Source organism: Rhizobium sp. CF122, assembly GCF_000282035.1.
Taxonomy (GTDB): Bacteria; Pseudomonadota; Alphaproteobacteria; order Rhizobiales; family Rhizobiaceae; genus Rhizobium.
Window position 1 is genome coordinate 119,311 of the sequence record NZ_AKKA01000072.1, and the last position, 20,552, is coordinate 139,862.

Below are 20,552 nucleotides of genomic sequence, written 5' to 3' on the forward strand. Positions count from 1 at the left end.
CATATGCAAAATTATTATGCTACCAGACTTTGCTCAGCTTGAAGGTGAAGGTGCGTGCGTCACCATAACCGCATGCGCCTACACCACCGCAGCTTTCCACGTATACCTTGTCAAATATGTTGGTGACGTTGAGTGACGCGACCCAGTCGTTCTTTTTGTAACGGACCGCGGCGTCAACAAGTGTCGCGTCGGGAACCTTGAGTGTATTCGCTTCGTCGGCCCACGACTCACCCTTGTAACGCACGCCTGCGCCGAGGCTCAGGCCCTCGAGTGTGCCTGTCGTGACGGTGTAGTCGAGCCACAAGGAGGCTGTAACGTCCGGCACGATGTACGGGGTTTTCCCGACAAGCGACGGGTTGGGATCGTTCCTGGTGACCTCGACGTCATTATAGGCAACTGAGCTGAGAACCTTCCAGTTATCGTTGAGGTTGACCTTGCCTTCCAGTTCGACACCCTGGGATCTGACTTCACCCAATTGATCCTGCCACGGTGGTACTGCGATCGACACGACGTTGTTACGCTTGTTGATGTGGAAGACCGAGGCCGTGAAGGTCGCGTCCATGAAGGTCGGCTCGTATTTTACACCGGCTTCAAACTGCTCGCCTTCCTCCGGCAGCAGCGGGCCTTGCGCGCCGAGCCCAACCAACGGGTTGAAGAAGCTTGCGGCACTGATGTAAGGCGTCACGCCATTGGCGAACTCATAGGCGAGGCCCGCACGACCGCTCCATGCGCCTTCGGAGGTGCGGAAGTCGTCATTGGCGGGCAGCCGATCGTCCATCTCGCTGCGCACATAGTCGTAGCGGCCGTTAAGCGTGGCTATCCAGCCATCACCGAAGCGGATCTGGTCCTGGGCGTAGAAGCCAAGCTGGTTCATCGCCAGAACCTGATTGTAAAGCGGGTTGTTGGGCGGCAGCGGCAGCCCGTAGATCGGGTTAACCGGGCTGATCGGCGTCGTCCCGAACAGCGAGTTTTGAACATTATCGATGCGATAGTAGCGGTAGTCTATCCCGGCCATGACGGTATGGCTGGCACCGCCGAGCTCAAAATCGGTCTCGACGCGGTTGTCAAATGCCAATGTGTCGGCGCTGGTATCACCCTCAAAACCGATGCGCAGCAGGTCGTAGTTCGGCGCCGTCGGCGTGCCCCCGACATAGCCGTAGGGGTAGGGTCCGAATTCATACTTGTTGAGATGCCCGTAGCGAAAGTTCGACGACAGTTTCCAGCCGTTGTCGAACTCGTGCTCCAGCTCATAGCCGACCATTTCCTGATTGTAGCGACCGGTGTCGCTGTCCGGTTCGCCCGGGAAGAAGTCGCGGCGTATCTTGCCGAACGGCGCGTCCACCACGGTGCCTACATAGGGGAGGAACCCGTTGCCGATATGGACCTGATCGAGCCCGCCAGCGTAGGCCCATACGGTGAAATTGGTGGAGGCGTCCGGGGAGACCGTTAGCTGCGGCATGATGAAGCCGCGCAGGTCATGTGAGAAATCGGAATAGTTGTCGCCGCCGGCGATCTTGCCGGTCAGGCGATAACTCATGGTATCGCTGCTGCCGACCTTGTCCGAGAAGTCGAAACCGCCGAACCCGTTGCCGTTACTGTTGATGCCGGTCTCGGTATAATAATAGGGCTCGTCGGTCGGTCGCTTGCGTATCATGTTGACGATGCCACCTGGGTTGGAGCCGCCGTAAAGAACGGAGGCGGGCCCCTTCAGCACTTCGACACGCTCCAGCATGAATGGATCGATCTGGAAGCCGCCGAAGCCATAGCTGAACAGGCTGAGGCCATCGAGGAAAACGCCCGTTTGCGTGGCGTTGAAGCCGCGAATGTAAAACCAGTCCGTGTCAGGGTCGGTGCCATAAGGAGCAGCGGTCACGCCAGGCGTATAGCGCAAGGCTTCATCGACCTTGTTGACGACGCCGCGGTCATCCATTTCCTGCCTTCCGACAACGGAGACGGCCTGTGGAATTTCGTTGAGCGGCGTGTCGGTCTTCGATCCCGTCGTGGTTTCCTTGGCGACGTATCCGTTCACGGGACCGATCGCTTTGTTGTCGGCGCTCTTGCCCTGGACGACGATCGGCGCAAGTGCCGTGTCGGCCGTCTGCGCCTGCGCCGTCCAGGCGGCGCAAAGACCGATCAGCGCGACACTCGCACTCAGAGCCCGCCGCGCGCCCTGGAAATCTTCTACTTTTTGCATATTCCTACTACCCCGCTCATAGGCCCACCGGCGGCCTGTCAGGCGCCAGCTCCAATAAGCTGAGCGATTAACTCAAATTTAAAGGTCGGGCTTGGCCTGATCAGCGGCGATTGAACGATTTTGGGCAATTTCAAAATTCGTGGGCAAATCTTTGCAAAAATGCATCACTCACACTTAGACCGCTTCCAGCGCGCCGGTGTCGTGCCGACGTGCTTGCGAAAGACACGTGTGAAATGTGCCTGATCGGAAAAGCCCGTCTCCACGGCGATTGCGGTGAGGCCTTGATCGCCATCGCGCAGCAGCTCTTTGGCAAGCTCAAGTCTGGCGTTCATCTGCCAATCGTGTGGCGTGAGGCCGGTAGAGGCCTTGAACGAATGGCTGAAATGCGACTGCGACAGCCCCGTCAGTTCGGCCAGTTCCTGCAGGCGGATGTTGCGACCGCAATGCTCCTGCATGAACTCGGTGGCGCGGCGCAATTGCCAGGATGCCAGTTCACCGCGCTTGCGCGGCGGCGTCTTGACCATCTTCAGCACGTCGATGACAAGTGAGAGCGCAAGACCATCGCCGTAGAGATCATGCAACGGAATGGGGCTGGCGATCTCTGTGGCAATCAGTTCGGCAAGCGCCATTGCCCGCTGGTCGAAGAAGAGCAGTTGCGGCTCTCTCAGTTTTTGCGGATCGATATCTTCCATCAGCCGCTGGCTGATGACATCGGCATCGAAATGGACGTCGAGATGACGCATCTGGTGTACCTCTCTGATGTCCACCCACAGTTCCATTTCCGCTGGAATGTAGGAAATTGGACTCGCTCGACGGTCCTGCGGTGTCCCGGCTGCCGTCGCCGAACGCCTGACCGAAGGACGACCGCGCCCGAGGTGGTCGAGAAGGATGAAGAGGCGCGGATCGCGCGCCACGTAATGTCCGCCTGCATAAGCGCCGCATTCGACATCCCACAGGTCGGCTGTAATGCCGTTCCAGTTTCGACGCCTGAGCCCGCCAACGACCGAGAACCCCTCGATCGCGTTCTGCATGCGCGGCTGAAATGTCATGGCAATGTCCTGCAACTATAAAACATGTGTGCAATTATCAAGTTTATTGCATCGCTTCAATCGTGACGTTTCAGGCTTTTCAGTGGTTCCTCATCTGTGCATCATGCAGCCGGTTATAGGCGCCGCGTTTGGCGATGAGGTCCAGATGCGTGCCCTGCTCAACGATGCCCTTGCCGTCCACGACGACAATCCGATCCGCTCCCTGGATGGTCGCGAGCCGATGGGCAATGACGAGGGTCGTGCGTCCTTCCGACAGTTCGCCAAGTGAGCGCTGGATTGCGCGCTCCGTCTCGGTGTCGAGCGCCGATGTCGCTTCGTCGAGGATCAGGATCGGAGGGTTCTTCAGGAACATGCGCGCAATGGCGACACGCTGCTTCTGTCCGCCGGAAAGCTTGACGCCGCGCTCGCCGATGACGGTATCGAGACCTGCGGGCAGACCCGCAAGCATTTCTTCCAGCCGTGCCCTACGGGCTGCCTCGACGATCTCGCCCTCGCTGGCACCCAATCGACCGTAGGCGATATTCTCGCGGATCGTGCCGCCGAACAGGAAGACGTCCTGCTGCACAATGCCGATCTGTTGGCGCAGTGACACCTTGGTCATGTCGCGGATGTCGAGGCCGTCAATCGTGATGCGGCCACTGCGAACCTCGTAGAAGCGCGGCAGGAGCGAACAGATCGTCGTCTTGCCGGCGCCCGAAGGGCCGACGAAAGCGATCGTTTCCCCGGCGCGGATCGTCAGATTGACATGCTCGAAAACCGCCGCTGACGAACTGTATCCAAAAGAAACGTCCTCATAGGCGATTTCGCCGTTGAGATGATCGACCGTGACGGCATCAGGTGCATCGGCGATATCTGGCTCGGTATCGATCAGCTCGGTGAAGCGTCGGAAGCCGGCAATGCCCTTGGGGTAGGTTTCAATGACGGAGTTGATCTTTTCGACAGGACGGAAAAAGACGCCGACCAGAAGCAGAAAACCGATGAAGCCACCGGCGGTGAGGTTGCCAGAGAGCACGAAATAAGCCCCGGCGATCATCACGACCATCTGCGTCAGCCGCATGCTCATATAGCTCAGCGAGCTGCTTGCCGCCATGAGCTTGTAGGCGTCGAGCTTGACGCGCCGATAGCTCTGATTGTCCTTTTCGAAGAGCGTGCGCTCGTAGTTCTCGTTGGCGAAAGCTTGCACGACGCGGATGCCGCCGACATTTTCCTCAATGCGGGTGTTGAAGTCGCCGACCCGGTCGAAGAGATGACGGAAATTCTGCGTCATGCGGCTCCCGAAATGGCTCGTCACCCAGGCTGCCAGGGGCACGACAACAGCCGTTATCAGCGCCAGTTGCCAGTTGACCGAGAACATCAGCAGCAAGGCGCCGGCAAAGGTCATCAATGCGATGAAAAGGTCCTCGGGGCCGTGGTGTGCGACTTCGCCAATCTCTTCGAGATCCTTCGTCAGCCGCCCGACGATATGTCCGGTCTTCTGGTTGTCGAAATAGCTGAAAGACAGCTTCTGCAGATGATTGAACGCCGCGCGGCGCATGTCTGTCTCGATATTGATACCAAGCATATGACCCCAATAGGTGACGACCGTCATCAGGCCGGTATTGACGACATAGATTGCAAGCAAAGCTGCCGACGCAAGCAGGATCAACAGCCATTCATGGCTGAGCAGGAGCCTGTCGACGAACAGCTTGACGGCCATGGGAAAGCCAAGCTCCAACAGGCCTGACAGAATGGCGCAGGAAAAGTCGAGAATGAAAAGGCCGCGATACGGCCGATAATAGGAGAAGAAGCGACGCAACATTGAAGCACTCGAAATGAACAGGGGACGGCCGAATCCAATCAGCCCAAAATCCGCATTGGAGAAAATATGACTTGGCTTCTCCATATTCTGAAGCCGGCTGGATAGTGCGTTGCACGCCCAAATGCAACATCGTGCGGCTCGCGCCTTGAAGGCTCGGATCGCAATGCTTGTTGGCGACGCCATAGCGGTGTCACCGGTTCAATTTCGCTCGCCTATGAAACGCGCGAACGTCAAACAGCATGCCGCCGCTCACGAAGCGTGAGCACGCTTTGGAAGCAGGGCCAAAGACGCGATGCCTTTCTTCAAGAGCGCTGCAGGGTTAGACTTGGTTGTTGACCAGAGCGTCATCCGACGGCTGACACGCTGGCGCAAGGCGTGAAACGAGCCGATTGATTATCGAGTTTGGCAAAGGGGCCGTGATGACTGCGAAAACAATCGTGACGCTTGCGTTTGCCGCTCTTGCGGTATCGGCAAACAGTACGGTTGCCATCGAGGCACAATACGAATGCACCGCCGGCACACGTCTCCATGCAGCCTTTTCGTCACCCAGTGGTTCGCCCGGAAGTGTCGTGCTTGTCTTCTCGGGTTCATCTAGCGAGATCAATCTGCCGCAGGTCGTTTCGGCCGACGGCGGCCGCTACGCCAACAGTGATATGGAGTTCTGGATCAAGGGCCGGGAAGCCACGCTGACGCGTGATGGGAAGAAGGAAACATGCCATACCAACTGAGCGAGTTGGTTGATACATCTAGGAAGCCCGTTGGCAACGCGACTTCGCTGGCTGACGAGAATGGAGCGGATATCCGGGAAAGGAGACATTGTGAGTCTGAGGCCACCACGATCACTCTCCGGCCAGTCGAGTGCCTTGAATCCATTGGAATATGAGCTTGCCTCAGCGCGAGCGGACGCTCTGGGCCGTCAGGGCAGGAAAGCGGAAGCCGCGTTGGCGAGGCTTGCAGCGTGGTCGGTAGACGACCGAAGAATTGACCGGCAAAGCCTTCTCGATGACGCCTCCGAAGCCGTTTGGGCGTTGTTTATTCAACGCGAGATCTGCGGGCTCCACAATGGGAGGGATGTCATCAAGCGCTACGAAATCCCCGACGAGGTTCTTGCAAGGCTTGGCGCGCTGCGCAAGTGATCGGAGCGCGATCATCGAAGCCTTGCGATCGACCGCAGGTCATCTGCCGTTGTCGTTGGAAATCCAAAGAATTCCAGATAGGCCGGGATCTGCTCGAACAACATATCCGTGCCAATCTGAAATGGGCATCCACGCGCGCGTGCCGCGGCCAGCAGCGGCGTGATTTCTTCCTTCATGACGACTTCGCCCACGAAAGTGGACGCAGACAGCCGAGACACATCAAGAGGCAACGGATCGTCTTTCCCCATTCCGAGCGGTGTCGCGTTGACGACGATATCGAAACCCGTCGGGTCATTCGAGCCAGCAGTCACTTCTGTCTTCGGATAGTGTGTCGTCAGACGGCTTCTAAGCCCATTGAGCGTGACAGCGTTGTCATCATGAAGCGCAATCCGGCGCACGCCAGCGCCTGCCAGTGACGCAGCGATCGCCGACCCAACACCGCCAGCACCGACGATCAATACCTGCGCCCCTGTTATCGTTTGTCCCTTGCGCAAGAGTCCCCTCACGAAACCCTCGCCGTCGAACATGTCGCCCATCAACCGTCCGTCCGGCGCGAGCCTGACCGCGTTGCAGGAGCCGGCCACCTTCGCATTCGTCGACACCTCGTCAATCAACCCCATTGTCGTAATCTTGTGGGGCATCGTGACGAGGGCGCCGTGAATATTCGAAAGTCTGAAGACGAGCTTGAGGAATGACGGATAGTCTTCGGGCTTGCAACCCATTGGTACGACGACGGCGTCGATGCCATTCTTTTCGAAATAGGGATTGTAGATCAGGGGAGCCTTGAATGACTCTGTCGGATAGCCGAGATGAGCAATTAGCCGGGTGGTCCCAGTAATCATTTCAATGACCTCGTCGAACCTGGACTTTGTCCAGGTGGATCGTCTCGCCTGACCGCGCCGATGCCTTGATCGCCTCGATCACGCGCAGGGTCGCAAGACCTTCCTTGCCGCTGACAAGTGGCTCTGCTTCACGACGAATGACATCGCAGAAGTGTTGAAGCTGTAGCGCCAGTGGATCGGCCGGAGTGAAGGGCACGTGTTCCGTGACAAGCGGTTCAAGCCAATCTGGCTTCGACGCATTGGTCCAAAGCGCGAGTTGGGGAATGGCCAGCGATCCGCCCGTCCCCCCGATCTGGTAGCAAAATTGATCCTGGTGCGGAAACGCCGGGTTCTCCCCAGTCGTCATCTCCCAGCTCCAGGGAGAGGCGACGGCATCGGATGCATTCAACGTTGCGAGCACACCGCTCGCGAAACGGAGCAGGATGATGACGGTGTCCTCGACAAGGTGCTGGCGGGCCGAATTTGACTCCATTGCATGGACGGCTTCGACCTCGCCGAAGAAATAGCGGAAGAGATCAACGTCATGGATCAGGTTGATGAAGGTCGGCCCCGCACCTTCCTGTCGGCGCCAACCGATATTGAAGTAGCTTTCCGGCTTGGCGACCCAGAATGTCGCCTGGACAGTCAGGATCTTACCGAGCCGACCGCTGTCGAGAACGCGTTTTGCCGCCCGTATCATGGGATTATGACGGCGATGGTGACCAACCAGGATGGGGATGCCTGCCCTTGCGCCGGCGGCAACGAGGAGGGCCGCTGCTTGCGCATTATCGGCGATCGGCTTCTCGACAAGGACGGGAATTTCCGTTGCAATGGCCTCCAGGGCGTTGTCGACATGAAGTTGGTTCGGGGTGGCAACAATTACGCCGTCCGGGCGCTTGGCTGCTGTCGCCTCGGCAAGTGTGGAAAACCATGAAGCGCCCTTGCTTGCCGCAAAGTCACGCCCGGCATCAGAGGGATCGATGACGGCGGAAAGTATCGTGCGCGGCTCGGCCAGAATGCCTTCGATATGGCGCTGACCGATGAGACCGGCGCCCATCACCGCGATTTTCAAGGGGGCCGACTGCGATGGTGCTGACATGAAAATTCCCTCAAAGGTCCTAGTTGCGCAGGATTTCGCCGAGGAATTTGCGTGTGCGCTCATGGCTGGGATTGGTGAAGAACTCCGCAGGAGGCGCCTCCTCGACGATCGCGCCGCTCGCCATGAAGATGACGCGGTTTGCGACCTGTCGGGCGAAGCCCATTTCATGCGTCACGCAGACCATCGTCATGCCTTCGTCGGCAAGGCTGATCATGGTATCGAGCACTTCCTTGACCATCTCGGGATCCAGAGCTGAGGTCGGCTCATCGAAGAGCATGACCTTCGGGCGCATGCAGAGCGCCCGCGCAATTGCGACGCGCTGCTGTTGGCCACCTGAAAGCTGCACAGGATATTTGCCTGCCTGTTCGAGGATCTTGACCCGGCCTAGCAGAGAACGTGCGCGGTCCTCTGCCTCCGCCCTTCCAACGCCAAGCGCGCGCATCGGCGCTAGCATGCAGTTCTGCAACACGGTCAGATGGGGAAAGAGATTGAACTGCTGGAAGACCATGCCGACTTCGCGGCGGATCGCGTCGACTGCCTTCGCTTGGTTTCCGAGCAGGATGCCGCCGACGCGGATTTCCCCCTTCTGATAGGTCTCCAGATGATTGATGCAGCGGATCAGCGTCGATTTTCCGCTGCCGGACGGACCGCACAGCACAATCCTCTCGCCCTTGCGAACCGACAGGTTGACATCGTGTAAGGCCTGAAAGGCGCCATACCACTTCTCCACGTGGTTCATGGTGATAATGGTTTCGGTGGTCGATGCGGGCAAAGGACTGTTCATGAGTTTAATTCCGTCTCTTTCGTGGCAGGCGCCGGAGATCACCGCGACGCGACGAACTTCCGTTCAAGACGGGCGCCGAAAATCGTCAACGGGCAGCACATCAGGAAATACAGCGCGCCCACGATCCCGAAGACCGTCAGCGGCTCGAAGATCTGGTTGGAAATGATGTTGCCGGCGCGGGTGAGTTCCGTGAAACCGACGATGGAGGCGAGCGAGGTTCCCTTGATCAACTGCACGAGGAAGCCGATCGTTGCCGGCAGTGAGATGCGCAGAGCCTGTGGCAGGATGACGTCCTTCATGCGCGAGACATATTTGAGGCTGAGCGCTCTTGCGGCCTCGGTCTGGCCGTGCGGAACCGCTTCGATCGAGCCACGCCAGATTTCGCCGAGATAGGCGCTGGCATGCAGCGTCAGGCCGATGGCAACAGCCACCCAGGCATCGAGCTTGAAACCGATCAGGGCAAGTCCGTAATAGACCACGAAGAGCTGCATCAGCAGTGGTGTTCCCTGAAAGACCGCGATGTAGCCAGCCATCACTCGCTCCAGCAGCGGAATTTCCGAAGTGCGCGCGAGCGCCACACCGAGCCCGGCAATGCATCCGCAGACGAAGCCAACCGCGGACAAGACGACGGTCCATTTCAGACCGATCAGAAGGAAGACGAATTCTTCGCTGCCCATCGATTGCTCCTACTTGACCGGATAGGCGAAATAACGTGCCGAAAAGAACGCGAAGAGGCGCATCATCAGCCAAGAAATGACGAGGTAGAAAACCGTCACAGTGAAATAGACCTCGAAGCTGCGGAAACTCTCCGACTCGATGCGCTGCGAAACCGAGGTGAGCTCATAGGCCGAGATGGCCGAGGCAATGCTGGTCGATAGCGTCAGCAGCACGAACTGGCTGGTCAGCGACGGATAGATCGCCCTCAGCGCCGGCTTGAGGATGATGAGGCGGAAAACCTGCGCCTTGTGCAGGCCGAGCGCGAGGCCGGCTTCCATCTGACCCTTCGAGATCGACTGGACGCCGCCACGGATAATCTCGATGGCGTAGGCGCCGCCGTTGATCCCAAGAGCGATGATCGCCGTTGGCGTCGGATCCAGCCGGATGCCGGCAAGGGGGAGGGCGAAATACAGGAAGAAGATCTGAACCAGGAACGGCGTGTTGCGAATGAGCTCGACGAAGCCGATCACCAGCCAGCGCAGCGATTTGTAGCGCGAATCGCGCAATGCGACGCCGCCGATGCCAATCACGATTGCCAGCAGCATGCCGCAAATGGCAAGCAGCAACGTGCCGAGACAGCCGAGGAGCAGGCTCGGCAGGCCATCGATGACCGGCGTGAAATCCAACGTGTAGTTCATCACCTCTCCTCAGTCGCGTTCGACCATCCCGGCCATGGCTTGGATCGCCAATTCATAGCCAGCTGCGCCAAACCCAATGATGATTGCCGTTGCTGCACGAGAGATAAGGGACTTGTGATAGATGCTCTCACGCGCATGCACGTTGGAGATATGCAGCTCGATTTTCGGCGGATCGAAAGTCTTCAGCGCGTCCAGTAGTGCAATCGACGTGAAGGTGTAGCCGGCCGGGTTGATGATGATGCCGCAGGCCTCGTTGCGTGCCTGGTGTACGCTCTCTACAAGCTCACCTTCGAAATTTGTCTGGCGAAAGTCGATGTCGAACCCAAGGTTATTTGCCTTGGCGAGGCATTTTTCCTTGATCTGCGCCAGTGTTGTCGCGCCGTAGATGGCGGGCTCCCGCTGGCCGAGCAGGTTCAGGTTGGGCCCGTTGAGCACAAATATCGTATTGTTCATGATCGCGCTCCTCGAAACGCGCAAAGCCGTGCTTTTCGGCGTCGCGACACCGTCGGCGGGCATCGCAACGCCCGCCAGTTTGCTTTTGCCAAGCGGTTAGTGGCTCAGTTGGCGGTGAACGGAATGCCGTCCAGGCTCTCGGGGAACTCGGGAACCGGCACTTTCATCCACTTGTCATAGATCTTTTTGAGCTCGCCATCGGCCTTGATCTTGTCGACGAAGGCGTTGATCGAGGCGTTGATCTCCTTCTCGCCAAGCCGTGTGCAAGCGCCATTGTAGAGCTTCTGGAACTCAAGCTTGTTTTCGAATTCGCCCGGACGGGCTTTCTCGACACGGTCCATGTAGAAGATGTTGCCGCCGAGCGCCTGCACCTGGCCGGACACCAGCGCCTGGACGCTGGGTGCATCGCCGTCGAAGCGGCGGATCGTAGCGCTCTGGGGTGCGTTCTTGGTGACCTGGGTATCTTGAGCCGCACCTTTCGCGACACCAATCGAAAGATTGGCCATGTCGTCATTCGTTTTGACCGACATGGACTTTGGCGCAATCAGCACGATGGCGTTGGCGACGTAAGGCTTGCTGAACTGAACGGCCTTGGCGCGCTCCGGCAGCATGGCCATCGTTGCGAAGAGAACGTCGACGCGGCCCGTGGTCAGGGCCGGAATGCGGTTGTTGACTTCCAGCGGCACGAATTCGACGGAAACGCCCAGTTCCTTTGCGTAAAGCGTTGCAATATCGGCATCGAGGCCGTCCTGCTTGCCGCCGCTCGTCACAAAGCCCCACGGCGGGTTGTCGCCCTGGATGCCAACGATAAGCTTTCCTCTGGCTTTGATTTCTTCGGGCGTGACGGCGGCAGCCGGATTGGCAAGCCCGATGGCAGCTACGACAGCAGCGGCACCCAGCATCGCATTTCGGCGCGTCAGCAGCGATTTGAACATTGATTCCTCCTCCTTTTTGGCGGTCGCTCGGGACCCAACAGTCATCCTCTCCCGACTGCATGACCAACTTTTGCCAGAGGATCTGCTATAAATCAACATAGTTTTTAAAAATCATATGATACTTTTGAGTTGACCAATTGATTTGAAATGTTCACGACATTTGGCATAATGCCATGATCGAGAGTTGGCGCGTCAGGCAAAGTGGCCCATGGCGGCGCTCCGGTGCGCCGATGGAAAGGGTTTTGAATTATGAAGACCTCGATTGCGACGGTAACGCTCAGCGGCGAATTACCCGACAAGCTTGAAGCCATTGCGCGCGCGGGCTTCGACGGTGTCGAGATTTTCGAGAACGACTTTCTGGCCTTTGACGGGAGCCCCGCCGACGTCGGCAAGATGGCGAACGATCTCGGGCTCAAGATAACGCTTTTCCAGCCCTTCCGCGACTTCGAAGGCATGCCGGATGGGCTTCGAAGCCGTACCTTCGACCGGGCTGAACGCAAGTTCGACGTCATGCAGGAGCTCGGAACCGACATGGTGCTTGTCTGCTCGAACGTCTCGCAGGCAGCGCTTGGAGGCATCGATCGCGCGGCTGCCGACTTTCACGAATTGGGTGAGCGCGCGGCCAAACGCGGCCTCAAGGTGGGTTATGAGGCGCTCGCCTGGGGCCGCTACGTCAACGACCACCGCGATGCCTGGGAGATCGTGCGTCGCGCTAATCATCCGAACGTCGGGCTTATCCTCGACAGCTTCCATTCGCTCTCGCGCAAGATTGATATCAACTCGATCCGGTCGATTCCAAAGGAGAGGATCTTCATCGTACAATTGGCCGATGCGCCGCTGATCGACATGGATCTGCTCTATTGGAGCCGCCATTTTCGCAACATGCCAGGCGAGGGCGATCTGCCGGTAACAGCGTTCACCGAGGCCGTGGCGTCGACCGGGTATGACGGCTATTTCTCGCTGGAGATCTTCAATGACCAGTTTCGTGGCGGCTCCACGCGGGCGATCGCCGCGGATGGTCATCGTTCGCTGATCTATCTGGCCGACCAGGTTCGCCGCAATGTGCAGACGCCGATCGGCGTTCCCATGCCGGAACGTGCTGTCGTCAGGGGTATTGGCTTTGTTGAATTCGCCACCGATGAAGATGAGGCCGTCGAGCTGATTGCGCTCTTACAGGCCTTGGGTTTCCGCAAGAGGGCCATCCATCGATCTAAAAAGGTGACGTTGTTTGAACAGGGCAGCATCCGGATTCTGGTCAATGCCGATCCGCTCGGTTTTGCAAGCGCTGCCTATGCAGTCCACGGCACATTCGCTTATGCTCTGGCGCTCGTTGTCGAGGATGCCACTGAAGCTTATCGGCGCGCTCTTGCGATGGATGCTGAGCCCTTCCAACAGGCCGTTGCCGATGGCGAACTCGAACTGCCGGCAATTCGCGGCGTCGGCGGCGGCTTGATCTACCTCATCGACGACAAGAGCCCGCTCGGCCGTTTCTCGGAAATCGATTTCGAGCCGGTTTCAGAAGACGGCGGCAAGGCTGGCGCCGGACTGCTGCAGTTCGACCATATCGCCCAGACGGTCGCCTATGATGAAATGCTGACCTGGCTGCTCTTCTACACCTCAATTTTCGAGACCAGAAAGACGCCAATGGTTGATATCATCGATCCGAGCGGCGTTGTGCGCAGCCAGGTCGTTGAAAATGAAACCGGCAGGCTGCGCCTTACAATGAATGGCGCGGAGAACCGCCGCACGCTCGCCGGTCACTTCATCGCCGAAAAATTCGGTTCGGGCATCCAGCATCTGGCCTTTTCGACCGACGACATTTTCGTCACCGCCAGATCGCTTCGCAAGCAAGGCTTCAAGCCGCTCCATATCTCACCGAACTATTATGACGATGTCGAAGCCCGCTTCGGTTTGGATGCCGATCTCACCGAGCGCCTGAAGGCAGAAAACATCCTTTATGACCGCGATGAGCATGGAGAATATTTCCAGCTCTACAGCGGCACCTACGGCGAGGGGTTCTTCTTCGAAATCGTCGAACGACGCGGCTATCGGGGTTATGGCGCGCCGAACGCCATTTTCCGTATTGCTGCACTCAAGAGGCAGATGCGGCCCGAAGGTGTCCCGAAGGATGCCGTCTGATCGGCGTCAGTCGATGCGACCGCTCTTCAGGACGTGCGCCACGCCGCTTTCTATATGCCGGGCAATGACGGCTCGAGCGCCCTCGATGTCGCGCTTCAAGGCAAGTTCGAAAAGTAGCTTGTGGTCGTCAACGACGGCCTGACCGCGAAAGCTCTGGGCTAGCATGTGATAGCGTAAAAACCTGTCGAACACAGAAGATAGCGCCGCCATGAGTGTTGCGGAATTGCAAGCCGATACGATCGCCTGGTGAAATTCCCAATCATAGCGAACCCAGTCGATGGTGCGTGATGTATCGCCTGCTAGCAGTTTCTTCTCCGCTGCCGCCAGCTTGTGGTGGGCGGCGACGATGCGTCCCTCCCACTCGAGATTTCCGGCCGAAAATGAAAGGTCGATCGCATGGGTTTCCAACACGGTACGCAGATCGGCGAGCTCCTCGAGCTCCTTGCGGGAGGCCGGGCTGACTTCAAAGCCGCGCTGGCCTTCCGCTAGCACCAGGTTCTCCGTGGTCAGGCGGCTGAGTATTTCGCGCAGCGACGATACGCTAATCGAATAGCGCTCCTTGGCTTGCTCAAGTTTGATTTTCGCACCAGGCGCCAAGGCGCCGGAAATGATGTCCTGACGGATCTGCCGGAAAACGACGTCGCCTACAGTCTCGGAAGGTTCACCGGCAATTTTGAGCATGAGGTCCTCTGCTTTGCTCAGGCACTACGAGAGTGCCGACTATCACGATTGTCGTGGCACGGCGGATAACAGGCCTTTTCCAAGCGCATGCTCGACGCCTGCTTGTATATGACACTGCAGGACCTTCTTTGCGGTCTTGCTATCGCGTTGCAACGCGGCCTCCAGAAGTTGCCTATGTTCCTGTTCGGCAACGCTGCCGCGATAGGACAGCGCAACCATCTGATATCGCAGGTATTTGTCGAAAACGGCCGAGTGGGTCTCCATCAGCAGACGCGATCCGCAGGCGGAAATCAGGGCCTGGTGAAACTCCCAGTCGTAGCGCTTCCAGTCTTCCGCTCTGCTTGTGTCGCCCGACGCCATGACCTGTTCCATCCGCGCAAGCTTGTAATGAGCAGACACCAGTCTTGCCTCCCACTCCACATCGCCCTGTTCGAAGGACTGTTCGAGCGCGTGCTCTTCGAGAAGCAGGCGCAGAGCTGCGATCTCTTTGAGGTCCGCAACGGATACTCGTGCAACCTCAAAGCCTCGCTGACCTTCAGCCACAACGAGCCCTTCAGACGTCAGGCGGTTGAGAATTTCCCGGAGCGTACTGACGCTGGTCTCGTAAGCGCCTTTCAAATTCTCCAGCTTGAGCTTCTGGCCGGGCGCGAGGCGCCCGAATATTATGTCCGCCCTTATTTGCCGATAACCGCTCTCAGCGACAGTTTCCTCAATAATTTCCTGGCGCACGGTCTGTCTCCGAGATTTCTTCTTTCCTCCTATATATCCGGATAGCTAGGCCAAATTCAATAAGTAGCGCGGATTGGGCGCAGGATCATGAGTGGGAACGGGTCGCCGCCGATTCCATCGCGTAGGAACCCCAAACCTGCGTCACAGCCTTGATAGAAATGCCGCCTTTCGCAGAGGCTGAGCAAGATCAGGCGGCCCCTCAGCGCCTCACCACGACGCCGACCTTCGCTCGGAAGAGGCCTCCGGCGGTAACAGGAGATTCCGGGCCTAAGCGCTCAAGCCGACTTTGGCAATTTTGGACTTTCTGAAAGAATTCGCGCTTGGGCCACTGAAACGCCATAGGATGCCATCAGCCACAGACTGAGCGCAACGGCACGTGGGACCGGCTGCTCACCCGACGCCCACCGACGGCTAGCGAGTTCATCGACGCCAAAAAGCTCTGCGGCGACGCTTGCCGTCAATCCAGTGACAGCGAGCGCCGCCCTGAATTCGGACGGAGTCATTTGATGCGTTCCCGGCGCGCTTGGCGCGCGATTTATTTCGTTGTGACGCACATTAGCTTTCATTTAATTACGTGATATCGCATGTGCGACATTTTGTATGTTCTTTACGACTTGTGGCTTTTAGCTGCGGTTCGCGTATCGTTGCCGACAGCGTCGACTAAGCTGGTCCGTCACGCCAGGCCGAAAGGTGCCCAGCCAACCACTCGACGATTCCTTGTCTTCAACGAAGTTGACGTGCCACGACCCGTACCGAAATCAAGCGGCTGCACCGAGCCGTCGGCACAGCGATCATCGACGTGACCGACGACCAGGCCGAGGGAATGACGCTTGCGATCGCATCGTCATTCTCAAAGCCGGTGACATCCAGCAGGTCGGTACCTCCGACGAGATCTGTAAGCACCCTGACGAGCTTTTCGCCGGCGCTTTGTCTGTTCTCCAGTCGATGACGGGAGAAAAGGGGCATCTTGGCGCCTGGCGCCGCCGCGATATCGGGGTTCAGCGCGGCACGATACCCGGCTGATCGGCAGGGAATTTCGCAATGTCGGCGACACTGACATTGAGATGCTGTGCCACAAGCGCTGCCGGCGTGTGCGTCAGCCAGGACGACAGGCCTATCTCCTGATACTCAGCAACCTTGAAGACGGCCACGAATTGCAGATCCGTCTTGCCGGTGTTTTCGATGATGTGGCCCTGGCTTCTCTTTATGTATCCGATATCACCCGGCCGGAAGTCGGCCGTCTGGCTGCGCGGACCGGCGTCGAACACCGTCATTCGACCTTCCCCCTTGATCCAATACTGCCATTCGTCTGCATTCGGGTGCCAATGCATCTCCCGCACGGCTCCGGGCCTAATCGTCTCGATCGCCGCCGCAATGGTTTTGGACACCTTGAAGCTATTGCTGTCGGCAAGCTGGATCGTGCCGGATGCGTTCTGCTTCAGTGGAGCCGAGGCCGTCAGCCTGTAGGTAAAGGGATACGGCGGCAGTCCAGCAGAAGCGACGGCCTCTTGGTCGGCCGAAAGCGGACCGGGCTCCTTGCCCTGGAAGATCCAGAGATCCTGCAACGGAATGTTCTTGAACGTCTCCTGCGGCACGCCGAAGTTCTTGGCCAGAAGTTCCGGCGATGTGTGCGCCAGCCAGTCCGTCAGAAGCAGCGTGCCATATTCGGATTGGTCGCCTTCGTCAAAGACGATCACGAATTCGCAGCCATCCGGCCCAAGTCCTTGCAGCGAATGAGGGAATCCGGCTGGAAAATACCAGAGATCGCCTGCCTCCACATCCTGCACATAGGCTCGCCCCTGGGGATCAAGAACCGTGACGCGGCAGCGCCCGTTGGTCATGATCGCCCATTCGGCGGCACGGTGCCAGTGCATCTCGCGGATGCCGCCGGGACCGAGCCGCATGTTGACGCCGGAAACGGCCTCGGAGATCGCAAAATCCGACTTGGTGACCTGGCGCGCCCAGCCTCCATTCTGGATGCGCTTGGCGGCATTGTTGAACGATCCCCAAAACAGCTGCATGTCACCCACATCCGTTGCTGGCGGGTTTTGAAACGAGGGAAATTGCTCGTTGATCGCGGGGTTTTTCGGACCGGGATCCGAAAGGCCGGCACGATTGGCATTGATCGCGCCCTCGGCCGGCTGATCCGGATTGCCGAAGCTGGCGGCGTGGGCGGCACCCGCCGCGAGCGCCGTGCCTCCCATCGCTCCAAGGGCAAGCACTGTGCGTCTTGATAAGGGTTCCATGGCTGTCACTCCTGTTTGGACTATTCCGCCGGCGCTGGAACACCGGGAACTGCAGGTCGCTTTCGACGGATCAGTTCGCCGAGCTTTTCGAGGTAGAGGTAGACGACCGGTGTTGTGTAGAGTGTCATGACCTGGCTGATCAAAAGGCCGCCAACCATGGCGTAGCCGAGCGGTTGGCGAAGCTCCGAGCCGGTGCCGTGACCGACCATCAAAGGCATGCCGGCAAGCAGCGCCGCACAAGTTGTCATGATAATCGGACGGAAGCGCAGCAGGCAGGCCTGCCGGATCGCATCCTCCGGTGACAAGCCCTCTTCGCGCTGAGCCGCGATGGCGAAGTCGACGATCATGATGCCGTTCTTCTTCACGATCCCGATCAGGAGAATAACGCCGATCAGGGCGATTACGGTAAAGTCAAAGCCGAAGAGCCACAGCATCGCCAGCGCGCCGAGACCAGCGGAGGGAAGGGTCGACAGGATAGTCAGCGGGTGGACGTAGCTCTCGTATAGCACGCCGAGGATGAGATAGATGACCGCGAGAGCAGCAAGTACCAGCAGCGGCTCGCTCGCCAGAGAGCTTTGATAGGCCTGGGCGTTACCCTGGAAACTGCCGATCAACGTCGCCGGCTTGCCCATCTCCACCTCGGCCTCGCCGATGGCTGCGACCGCCTGGCTCAACGCCACGCCCTTGGCTAGGTTGAAGGACAGCGTGACGGAGGGAAACTGGCTTTGATGATTGACCGCGAGAACCGCCGTCGGTTCGGTGGTCTGCCTGACCAGCTGGTTGAGCGGCACCTGTTCGCCGGTCAGCGGCGACTCGATGTAGAGGCCATTGATCGCCAGCGGCGAATTCTGAAACTGCGGAGCCAACTCAAGGACGACATGATAGCTGTTCAAGTCGGTGAAATACTGTGTGACCTGGCGCTGACCAAAGGCATCGTAGAGCGTGTTGTCGATCGTCTGGGGGGATATGCCGAAGCGGGATGCCTGATCGCGATCGATTGCCAGGGTGACGGTAGCGCCACCATTTTGCTGGTCCGTGGCGACGTCGGTCAGCTCAGGCAGGGTCTTGAACTTGGCCAGCAGCCTGTTTGACCAGTCGTCGAGCTCGTCAGCGTCGCCATCCTGCAGCGTGTATTGGAACTGCGTGGCCGAACTCCTGCCGCCGACATTGATGTCCTGCGCCGGCTGTAGAAAAAGCTGCGCGCCCTGCATCTGTGCCAGCTTCGTGCGCAGCCGGTTGATGATCTCGCTCGCCGATGCGTCTCGCTCATCGCGCGGCCTGAGTGTGATGAACATGCGGCCCGTGTTAACCGTCAGCCCCGAGCCGCCGCCGACAGCCATGCCGATTGTCGCAACGCCTGGATCGCTCGCGACAATATTGCCTGCTTCCACCTGATGCCGTGCCATTTCGGCAAACGAGATATCCTGGGAAGATTCCAGGATGCCGGTGATCAGGCCCGTATCTTGCGTCGGGAAGAAGCCTTTCGGAATGTTGACGAAGAGGATGCCAGTTGCTGCGAGCGAGGCAAGGAATGCGACCATCGTCAGGCGATGGTGGCGCAGCGCGACGTCGAGTGTGCGCCGATAGACGTCAAGCATGAGGTCGAAGATGCGCTCGGATGCAACATAGAGCTTTCCATGGCCGGACGCCTCGTCAGGTTTCAGGAACCGGGCGGCCATCATCGGCGTAATGGTCAGCGAGACGAGTGCGGAAACGCCGATTGTCATCGTCACGGTAATGGCGAACTCGCGAAACAATCTTCCGACAATGCCACCCATTAGAAGCAGCGGTATGAAGACCGCGACCAGAGAGATGCTGATCGAGATGATGGTGAAGCCGATCTCGCGGGCACCATCGATGGCAGCCTGCTTCGGCGTCTTGCCCATCTCCATGTGGCGATGAATGTTCTCCACCATGACGATCGCGTCATCGACGACGAAGCCGACAGCTATGCTCAATCCCATCAGCGACAGGTTGTCGAGGCTGAATCCGGCGAGATACATCAAAGCCAGCGTCGCCAGGAGCGCCAACGGCACTGTAATGCTTGGGATGACGGTTGCCCAGAGAGTGCGCAGGAAGACGAAGATGACCGTGACCACCAGCGCGATGGTGATCATTAGTGTCGTCTCGACGTCGAGCACCGACGCACGGATTGTCTCGGTCCGGTCGCTGAGGATCGAAAGATGAATGGCTGCGGGCGCGATCGCCTGGAGCAGAGGCAGCGTCGCCTTGATCTGATCGACGGTTTCGACGACATTGGCGCCCGGCAGCTTGAAGATCGGCAGCAAAATCGCGTGCTTGCCATTCGCCCAGGCGGCGAGCTGGGTGTTCTCCGGTCCATCAACCGCCTGACCTATATCGCGGATGCGAACCGGCGCACCGTCCCGGTAGGCAACGATCGCATCGTTCCAGGGCGCTGCATCCAGCAATTGGTCGTTGTCGTAGATGGTGTACGTACGCTCTGCTCCCTGAACGGAGCCCTTCGGGGCGTTGCTGGTGATGCCGGTGACAGCGGTCCTGACGTCTTCGAGCGACAGCCCCATGTTCGCGATTTTACGAGGATCGATCTGTAGGCGTACGGCGGGTTTCTGCTGGCCGAAGATCAGGACTTGGGAAACGCCATTGAGCTGGCTGACATGCTGGGCGAGAACGCTCTCGGCATAGTCATCAACCTGGGTGAGCGGCAGCGTGTCCGATGTTAGTGCCAACACCATGACGGGCGGGTCCGCCGGGTTGACTTTTCGGTAGGTCGGCGGCGACGGCAGGCCTGTCGGCAGTTGCCCGCCGGCGGCGTTGATCGCTGTCTGAACGTCCTGTGCAGCGCCGTCCACATCGCGTGACAGATCGAACTGAAGCGTAATCGAGCTGCTGCCGAGCGTGCTCGTCGACGTCATCTGCGTAACGCCGGGAATCTGACCGAACTGTCGCTCGAGCGGCTGCGTGACGGATGAGGCCATTGTTTTCGGATCGGCGCCCGGGAACTGCGTCGACACCTGGATCGTAGGGAAGTCGACCTGAGGCAACGGCGCGACAGGCAGGAGCGGGTAGGCAACGACCCCGATTGCAAACAACGCCGCCATCAGCAAAGAGGTGGCGATCGGTCTTTGAATGAACCACGAGGAGATAGACACCA

General features: G+C 58.7%; 17 protein-coding genes and 1 pseudogene. 4 read left to right on the forward strand and 14 right to left on the reverse strand.

What is annotated here, in order from left to right; translation table 11 throughout:
* Positions 1-19: 19 nt before the first annotated feature.
* From PMI09_RS15695 to PMI09_RS15705, 3 genes are all read right to left on the reverse strand, one after another.
* Positions 20-2,194, reverse strand: coding sequence for a TonB-dependent siderophore receptor (locus PMI09_RS15695; protein ID WP_007795933.1), 2,175 nt, complete (start codon positions 2,192-2,194; stop codon positions 20-22).
* Positions 2,195-2,358: 164 nt separating this feature from the next.
* On the reverse strand, positions 2,359-3,243 hold the full coding sequence (locus tag PMI09_RS15700) for an AraC family transcriptional regulator (protein WP_007795936.1): 885 nt from the start codon (positions 3,241-3,243) through the stop codon (positions 2,359-2,361).
* Positions 3,244-3,322: 79 nt separating this feature from the next.
* Complete coding sequence (locus PMI09_RS15705) at positions 3,323-5,041, reverse strand: ABC transporter ATP-binding protein (RefSeq protein ID WP_007795939.1); 1,719 nt, start codon at positions 5,039-5,041, stop codon at positions 3,323-3,325.
* A 419-nt stretch (positions 5,042-5,460) separates the two neighbouring features.
* Between PMI09_RS15705 and PMI09_RS15710 the strand changes: the two genes are divergently transcribed.
* Both PMI09_RS15710 and PMI09_RS30450 read left to right on the forward strand, forming a co-directional pair.
* Complete coding sequence (locus tag PMI09_RS15710; protein WP_007795942.1) at positions 5,461-5,769, forward strand: MliC family protein; 309 nt, start codon at positions 5,461-5,463, stop codon at positions 5,767-5,769.
* A 90-nt stretch (positions 5,770-5,859) separates the two neighbouring features.
* A complete protein-coding gene (locus PMI09_RS30450; RefSeq protein ID WP_085990688.1) occupies positions 5,860-6,177 on the forward strand; it encodes a DUF6665 family protein in 318 nt (105 codons plus the stop codon).
* A gap of 11 nt (positions 6,178-6,188) precedes the next feature.
* On the opposite strand, the gene PMI09_RS15720 is transcribed toward PMI09_RS30450, so the two are convergent.
* From PMI09_RS15720 to PMI09_RS15750, 7 genes are all read right to left on the reverse strand, one after another.
* Positions 6,189-7,019, reverse strand: coding sequence for a shikimate dehydrogenase family protein (locus PMI09_RS15720; protein WP_007795947.1), 831 nt, complete (start codon positions 7,017-7,019; stop codon positions 6,189-6,191).
* Position 7,020: 1 nt separating this feature from the next.
* Positions 7,021-8,097, reverse strand: coding sequence for a Gfo/Idh/MocA family protein (locus tag PMI09_RS15725; protein ID WP_007795951.1), 1,077 nt, complete (start codon positions 8,095-8,097; stop codon positions 7,021-7,023).
* Between the two features lie 19 nt (positions 8,098-8,116).
* Positions 8,117-8,881 (reverse strand): amino acid ABC transporter ATP-binding protein, encoded by a 765-nt coding sequence (locus PMI09_RS15730; RefSeq protein WP_007795954.1) that lies wholly within the window; start codon positions 8,879-8,881, stop codon positions 8,117-8,119.
* 38 nt (positions 8,882-8,919) lie between these two features.
* Positions 8,920-9,558, reverse strand: coding sequence for an amino acid ABC transporter permease (locus PMI09_RS15735; protein WP_007795957.1), 639 nt, complete (start codon positions 9,556-9,558; stop codon positions 8,920-8,922).
* A gap of 9 nt (positions 9,559-9,567) precedes the next feature.
* Positions 9,568-10,236: an amino acid ABC transporter permease gene (locus PMI09_RS15740; RefSeq protein WP_007795960.1), complete on the reverse strand. Its 669-nt coding sequence runs from the start codon at positions 10,234-10,236 to the stop codon at positions 9,568-9,570.
* Between the two features lie 9 nt (positions 10,237-10,245).
* Entirely contained in the window at positions 10,246-10,689 is a 444-nt protein-coding gene (gene aroQ, locus PMI09_RS15745; RefSeq protein WP_007795962.1) for a type II 3-dehydroquinate dehydratase, read from the reverse strand.
* Between the two features lie 104 nt (positions 10,690-10,793).
* Positions 10,794-11,624 carry a transporter substrate-binding domain-containing protein gene (locus PMI09_RS15750; protein ID WP_007795964.1) on the reverse strand — a complete coding sequence of 277 codons (831 nt, stop codon included), beginning with the start codon at positions 11,622-11,624 and terminating at the stop codon, positions 10,794-10,796.
* A 249-nt stretch (positions 11,625-11,873) separates the two neighbouring features.
* Here PMI09_RS15750 and PMI09_RS15755 point away from each other — a divergent pair, with 249 nt between their 5' ends.
* A complete protein-coding gene (locus tag PMI09_RS15755) occupies positions 11,874-13,763 on the forward strand; it encodes a bifunctional sugar phosphate isomerase/epimerase/4-hydroxyphenylpyruvate dioxygenase family protein (protein WP_007795967.1) in 1,890 nt (629 codons plus the stop codon).
* 6 nt (positions 13,764-13,769) lie between these two features.
* Here PMI09_RS15755 and PMI09_RS15760 read toward each other — a convergent pair whose 3' ends face one another.
* Both PMI09_RS15760 and PMI09_RS15765 read right to left on the reverse strand, forming a co-directional pair.
* Positions 13,770-14,444 (reverse strand): GntR family transcriptional regulator, encoded by a 675-nt coding sequence (locus tag PMI09_RS15760; RefSeq protein WP_007795970.1) that lies wholly within the window; start codon positions 14,442-14,444, stop codon positions 13,770-13,772.
* A 42-nt stretch (positions 14,445-14,486) separates the two neighbouring features.
* Complete coding sequence (locus tag PMI09_RS15765; RefSeq protein WP_007795973.1) at positions 14,487-15,173, reverse strand: GntR family transcriptional regulator; 687 nt, start codon at positions 15,171-15,173, stop codon at positions 14,487-14,489.
* 736 nt (positions 15,174-15,909) lie between these two features.
* Between PMI09_RS15765 and PMI09_RS32235 the strand changes: the two are divergent.
* Positions 15,910-16,097 (forward strand): annotated as a pseudogene (locus PMI09_RS32235) (glycerol-3-phosphate ABC transporter ATP-binding protein); the annotation flags it as partial.
* A 74-nt stretch (positions 16,098-16,171) separates the two neighbouring features.
* Here the strand turns inward: PMI09_RS32235 and PMI09_RS15780 are convergent.
* Together PMI09_RS15780 and PMI09_RS15785 are read right to left on the reverse strand one after the other, a co-directional pair.
* Entirely contained in the window at positions 16,172-17,419 is a 1,248-nt protein-coding gene (locus PMI09_RS15780) for an oxalate decarboxylase family bicupin (protein ID WP_007795981.1), read from the reverse strand.
* A gap of 20 nt (positions 17,420-17,439) precedes the next feature.
* On the reverse strand, positions 17,440-20,550 hold the full coding sequence (locus PMI09_RS15785) for an efflux RND transporter permease subunit (RefSeq protein WP_007795983.1): 3,111 nt from the start codon (positions 20,548-20,550) through the stop codon (positions 17,440-17,442).
* Positions 20,551-20,552: the final 2 nt, after the last annotated feature.

Bases quoted from the DNA above. Each gene is read 5' to 3' on its own strand.
- PMI09_RS15695 (WP_007795933.1), bottom strand. From the start codon at position 2,194: ATGCAAAAAGTAGAAGATTTCCAGGGCGCGCGGCGGGCTCTGAGTGCG.
- PMI09_RS15700 (WP_007795936.1), bottom strand. From the start codon at position 3,243: ATGACATTTCAGCCGCGCATGCAGAACGCGATCGAGGGGTTCTCGGTC.
- PMI09_RS15705 (WP_007795939.1), bottom strand. From the start codon at position 5,041: ATGTTGCGTCGCTTCTTCTCCTATTATCGGCCGTATCGCGGCCTTTTC.
- PMI09_RS15710 (WP_007795942.1), top strand. From the start codon at position 5,461: ATGACTGCGAAAACAATCGTGACGCTTGCGTTTGCCGCTCTTGCGGTA.
- PMI09_RS15720 (WP_007795947.1), bottom strand. From the start codon at position 7,019: ATGATTACTGGGACCACCCGGCTAATTGCTCATCTCGGCTATCCGACA.
- PMI09_RS15725 (WP_007795951.1), bottom strand. From the start codon at position 8,097: ATGTCAGCACCATCGCAGTCGGCCCCCTTGAAAATCGCGGTGATGGGC.
- PMI09_RS15730 (WP_007795954.1), bottom strand. From the start codon at position 8,881: ATGAACAGTCCTTTGCCCGCATCGACCACCGAAACCATTATCACCATG.
- PMI09_RS15735 (WP_007795957.1), bottom strand. From the start codon at position 9,558: ATGGGCAGCGAAGAATTCGTCTTCCTTCTGATCGGTCTGAAATGGACC.
- PMI09_RS15740 (WP_007795960.1), bottom strand. From the start codon at position 10,236: ATGAACTACACGTTGGATTTCACGCCGGTCATCGATGGCCTGCCGAGC.
- aroQ (WP_007795962.1), bottom strand. From the start codon at position 10,689: ATGAACAATACGATATTTGTGCTCAACGGGCCCAACCTGAACCTGCTC.
- PMI09_RS15750 (WP_007795964.1), bottom strand. From the start codon at position 11,624: ATGTTCAAATCGCTGCTGACGCGCCGAAATGCGATGCTGGGTGCCGCT.
- PMI09_RS15755 (WP_007795967.1), top strand. From the start codon at position 11,874: ATGAAGACCTCGATTGCGACGGTAACGCTCAGCGGCGAATTACCCGAC.
- PMI09_RS15760 (WP_007795970.1), bottom strand. From the start codon at position 14,444: ATGCTCAAAATTGCCGGTGAACCTTCCGAGACTGTAGGCGACGTCGTT.
- PMI09_RS15780 (WP_007795981.1), bottom strand. From the start codon at position 17,419: ATGGAACCCTTATCAAGACGCACAGTGCTTGCCCTTGGAGCGATGGGA.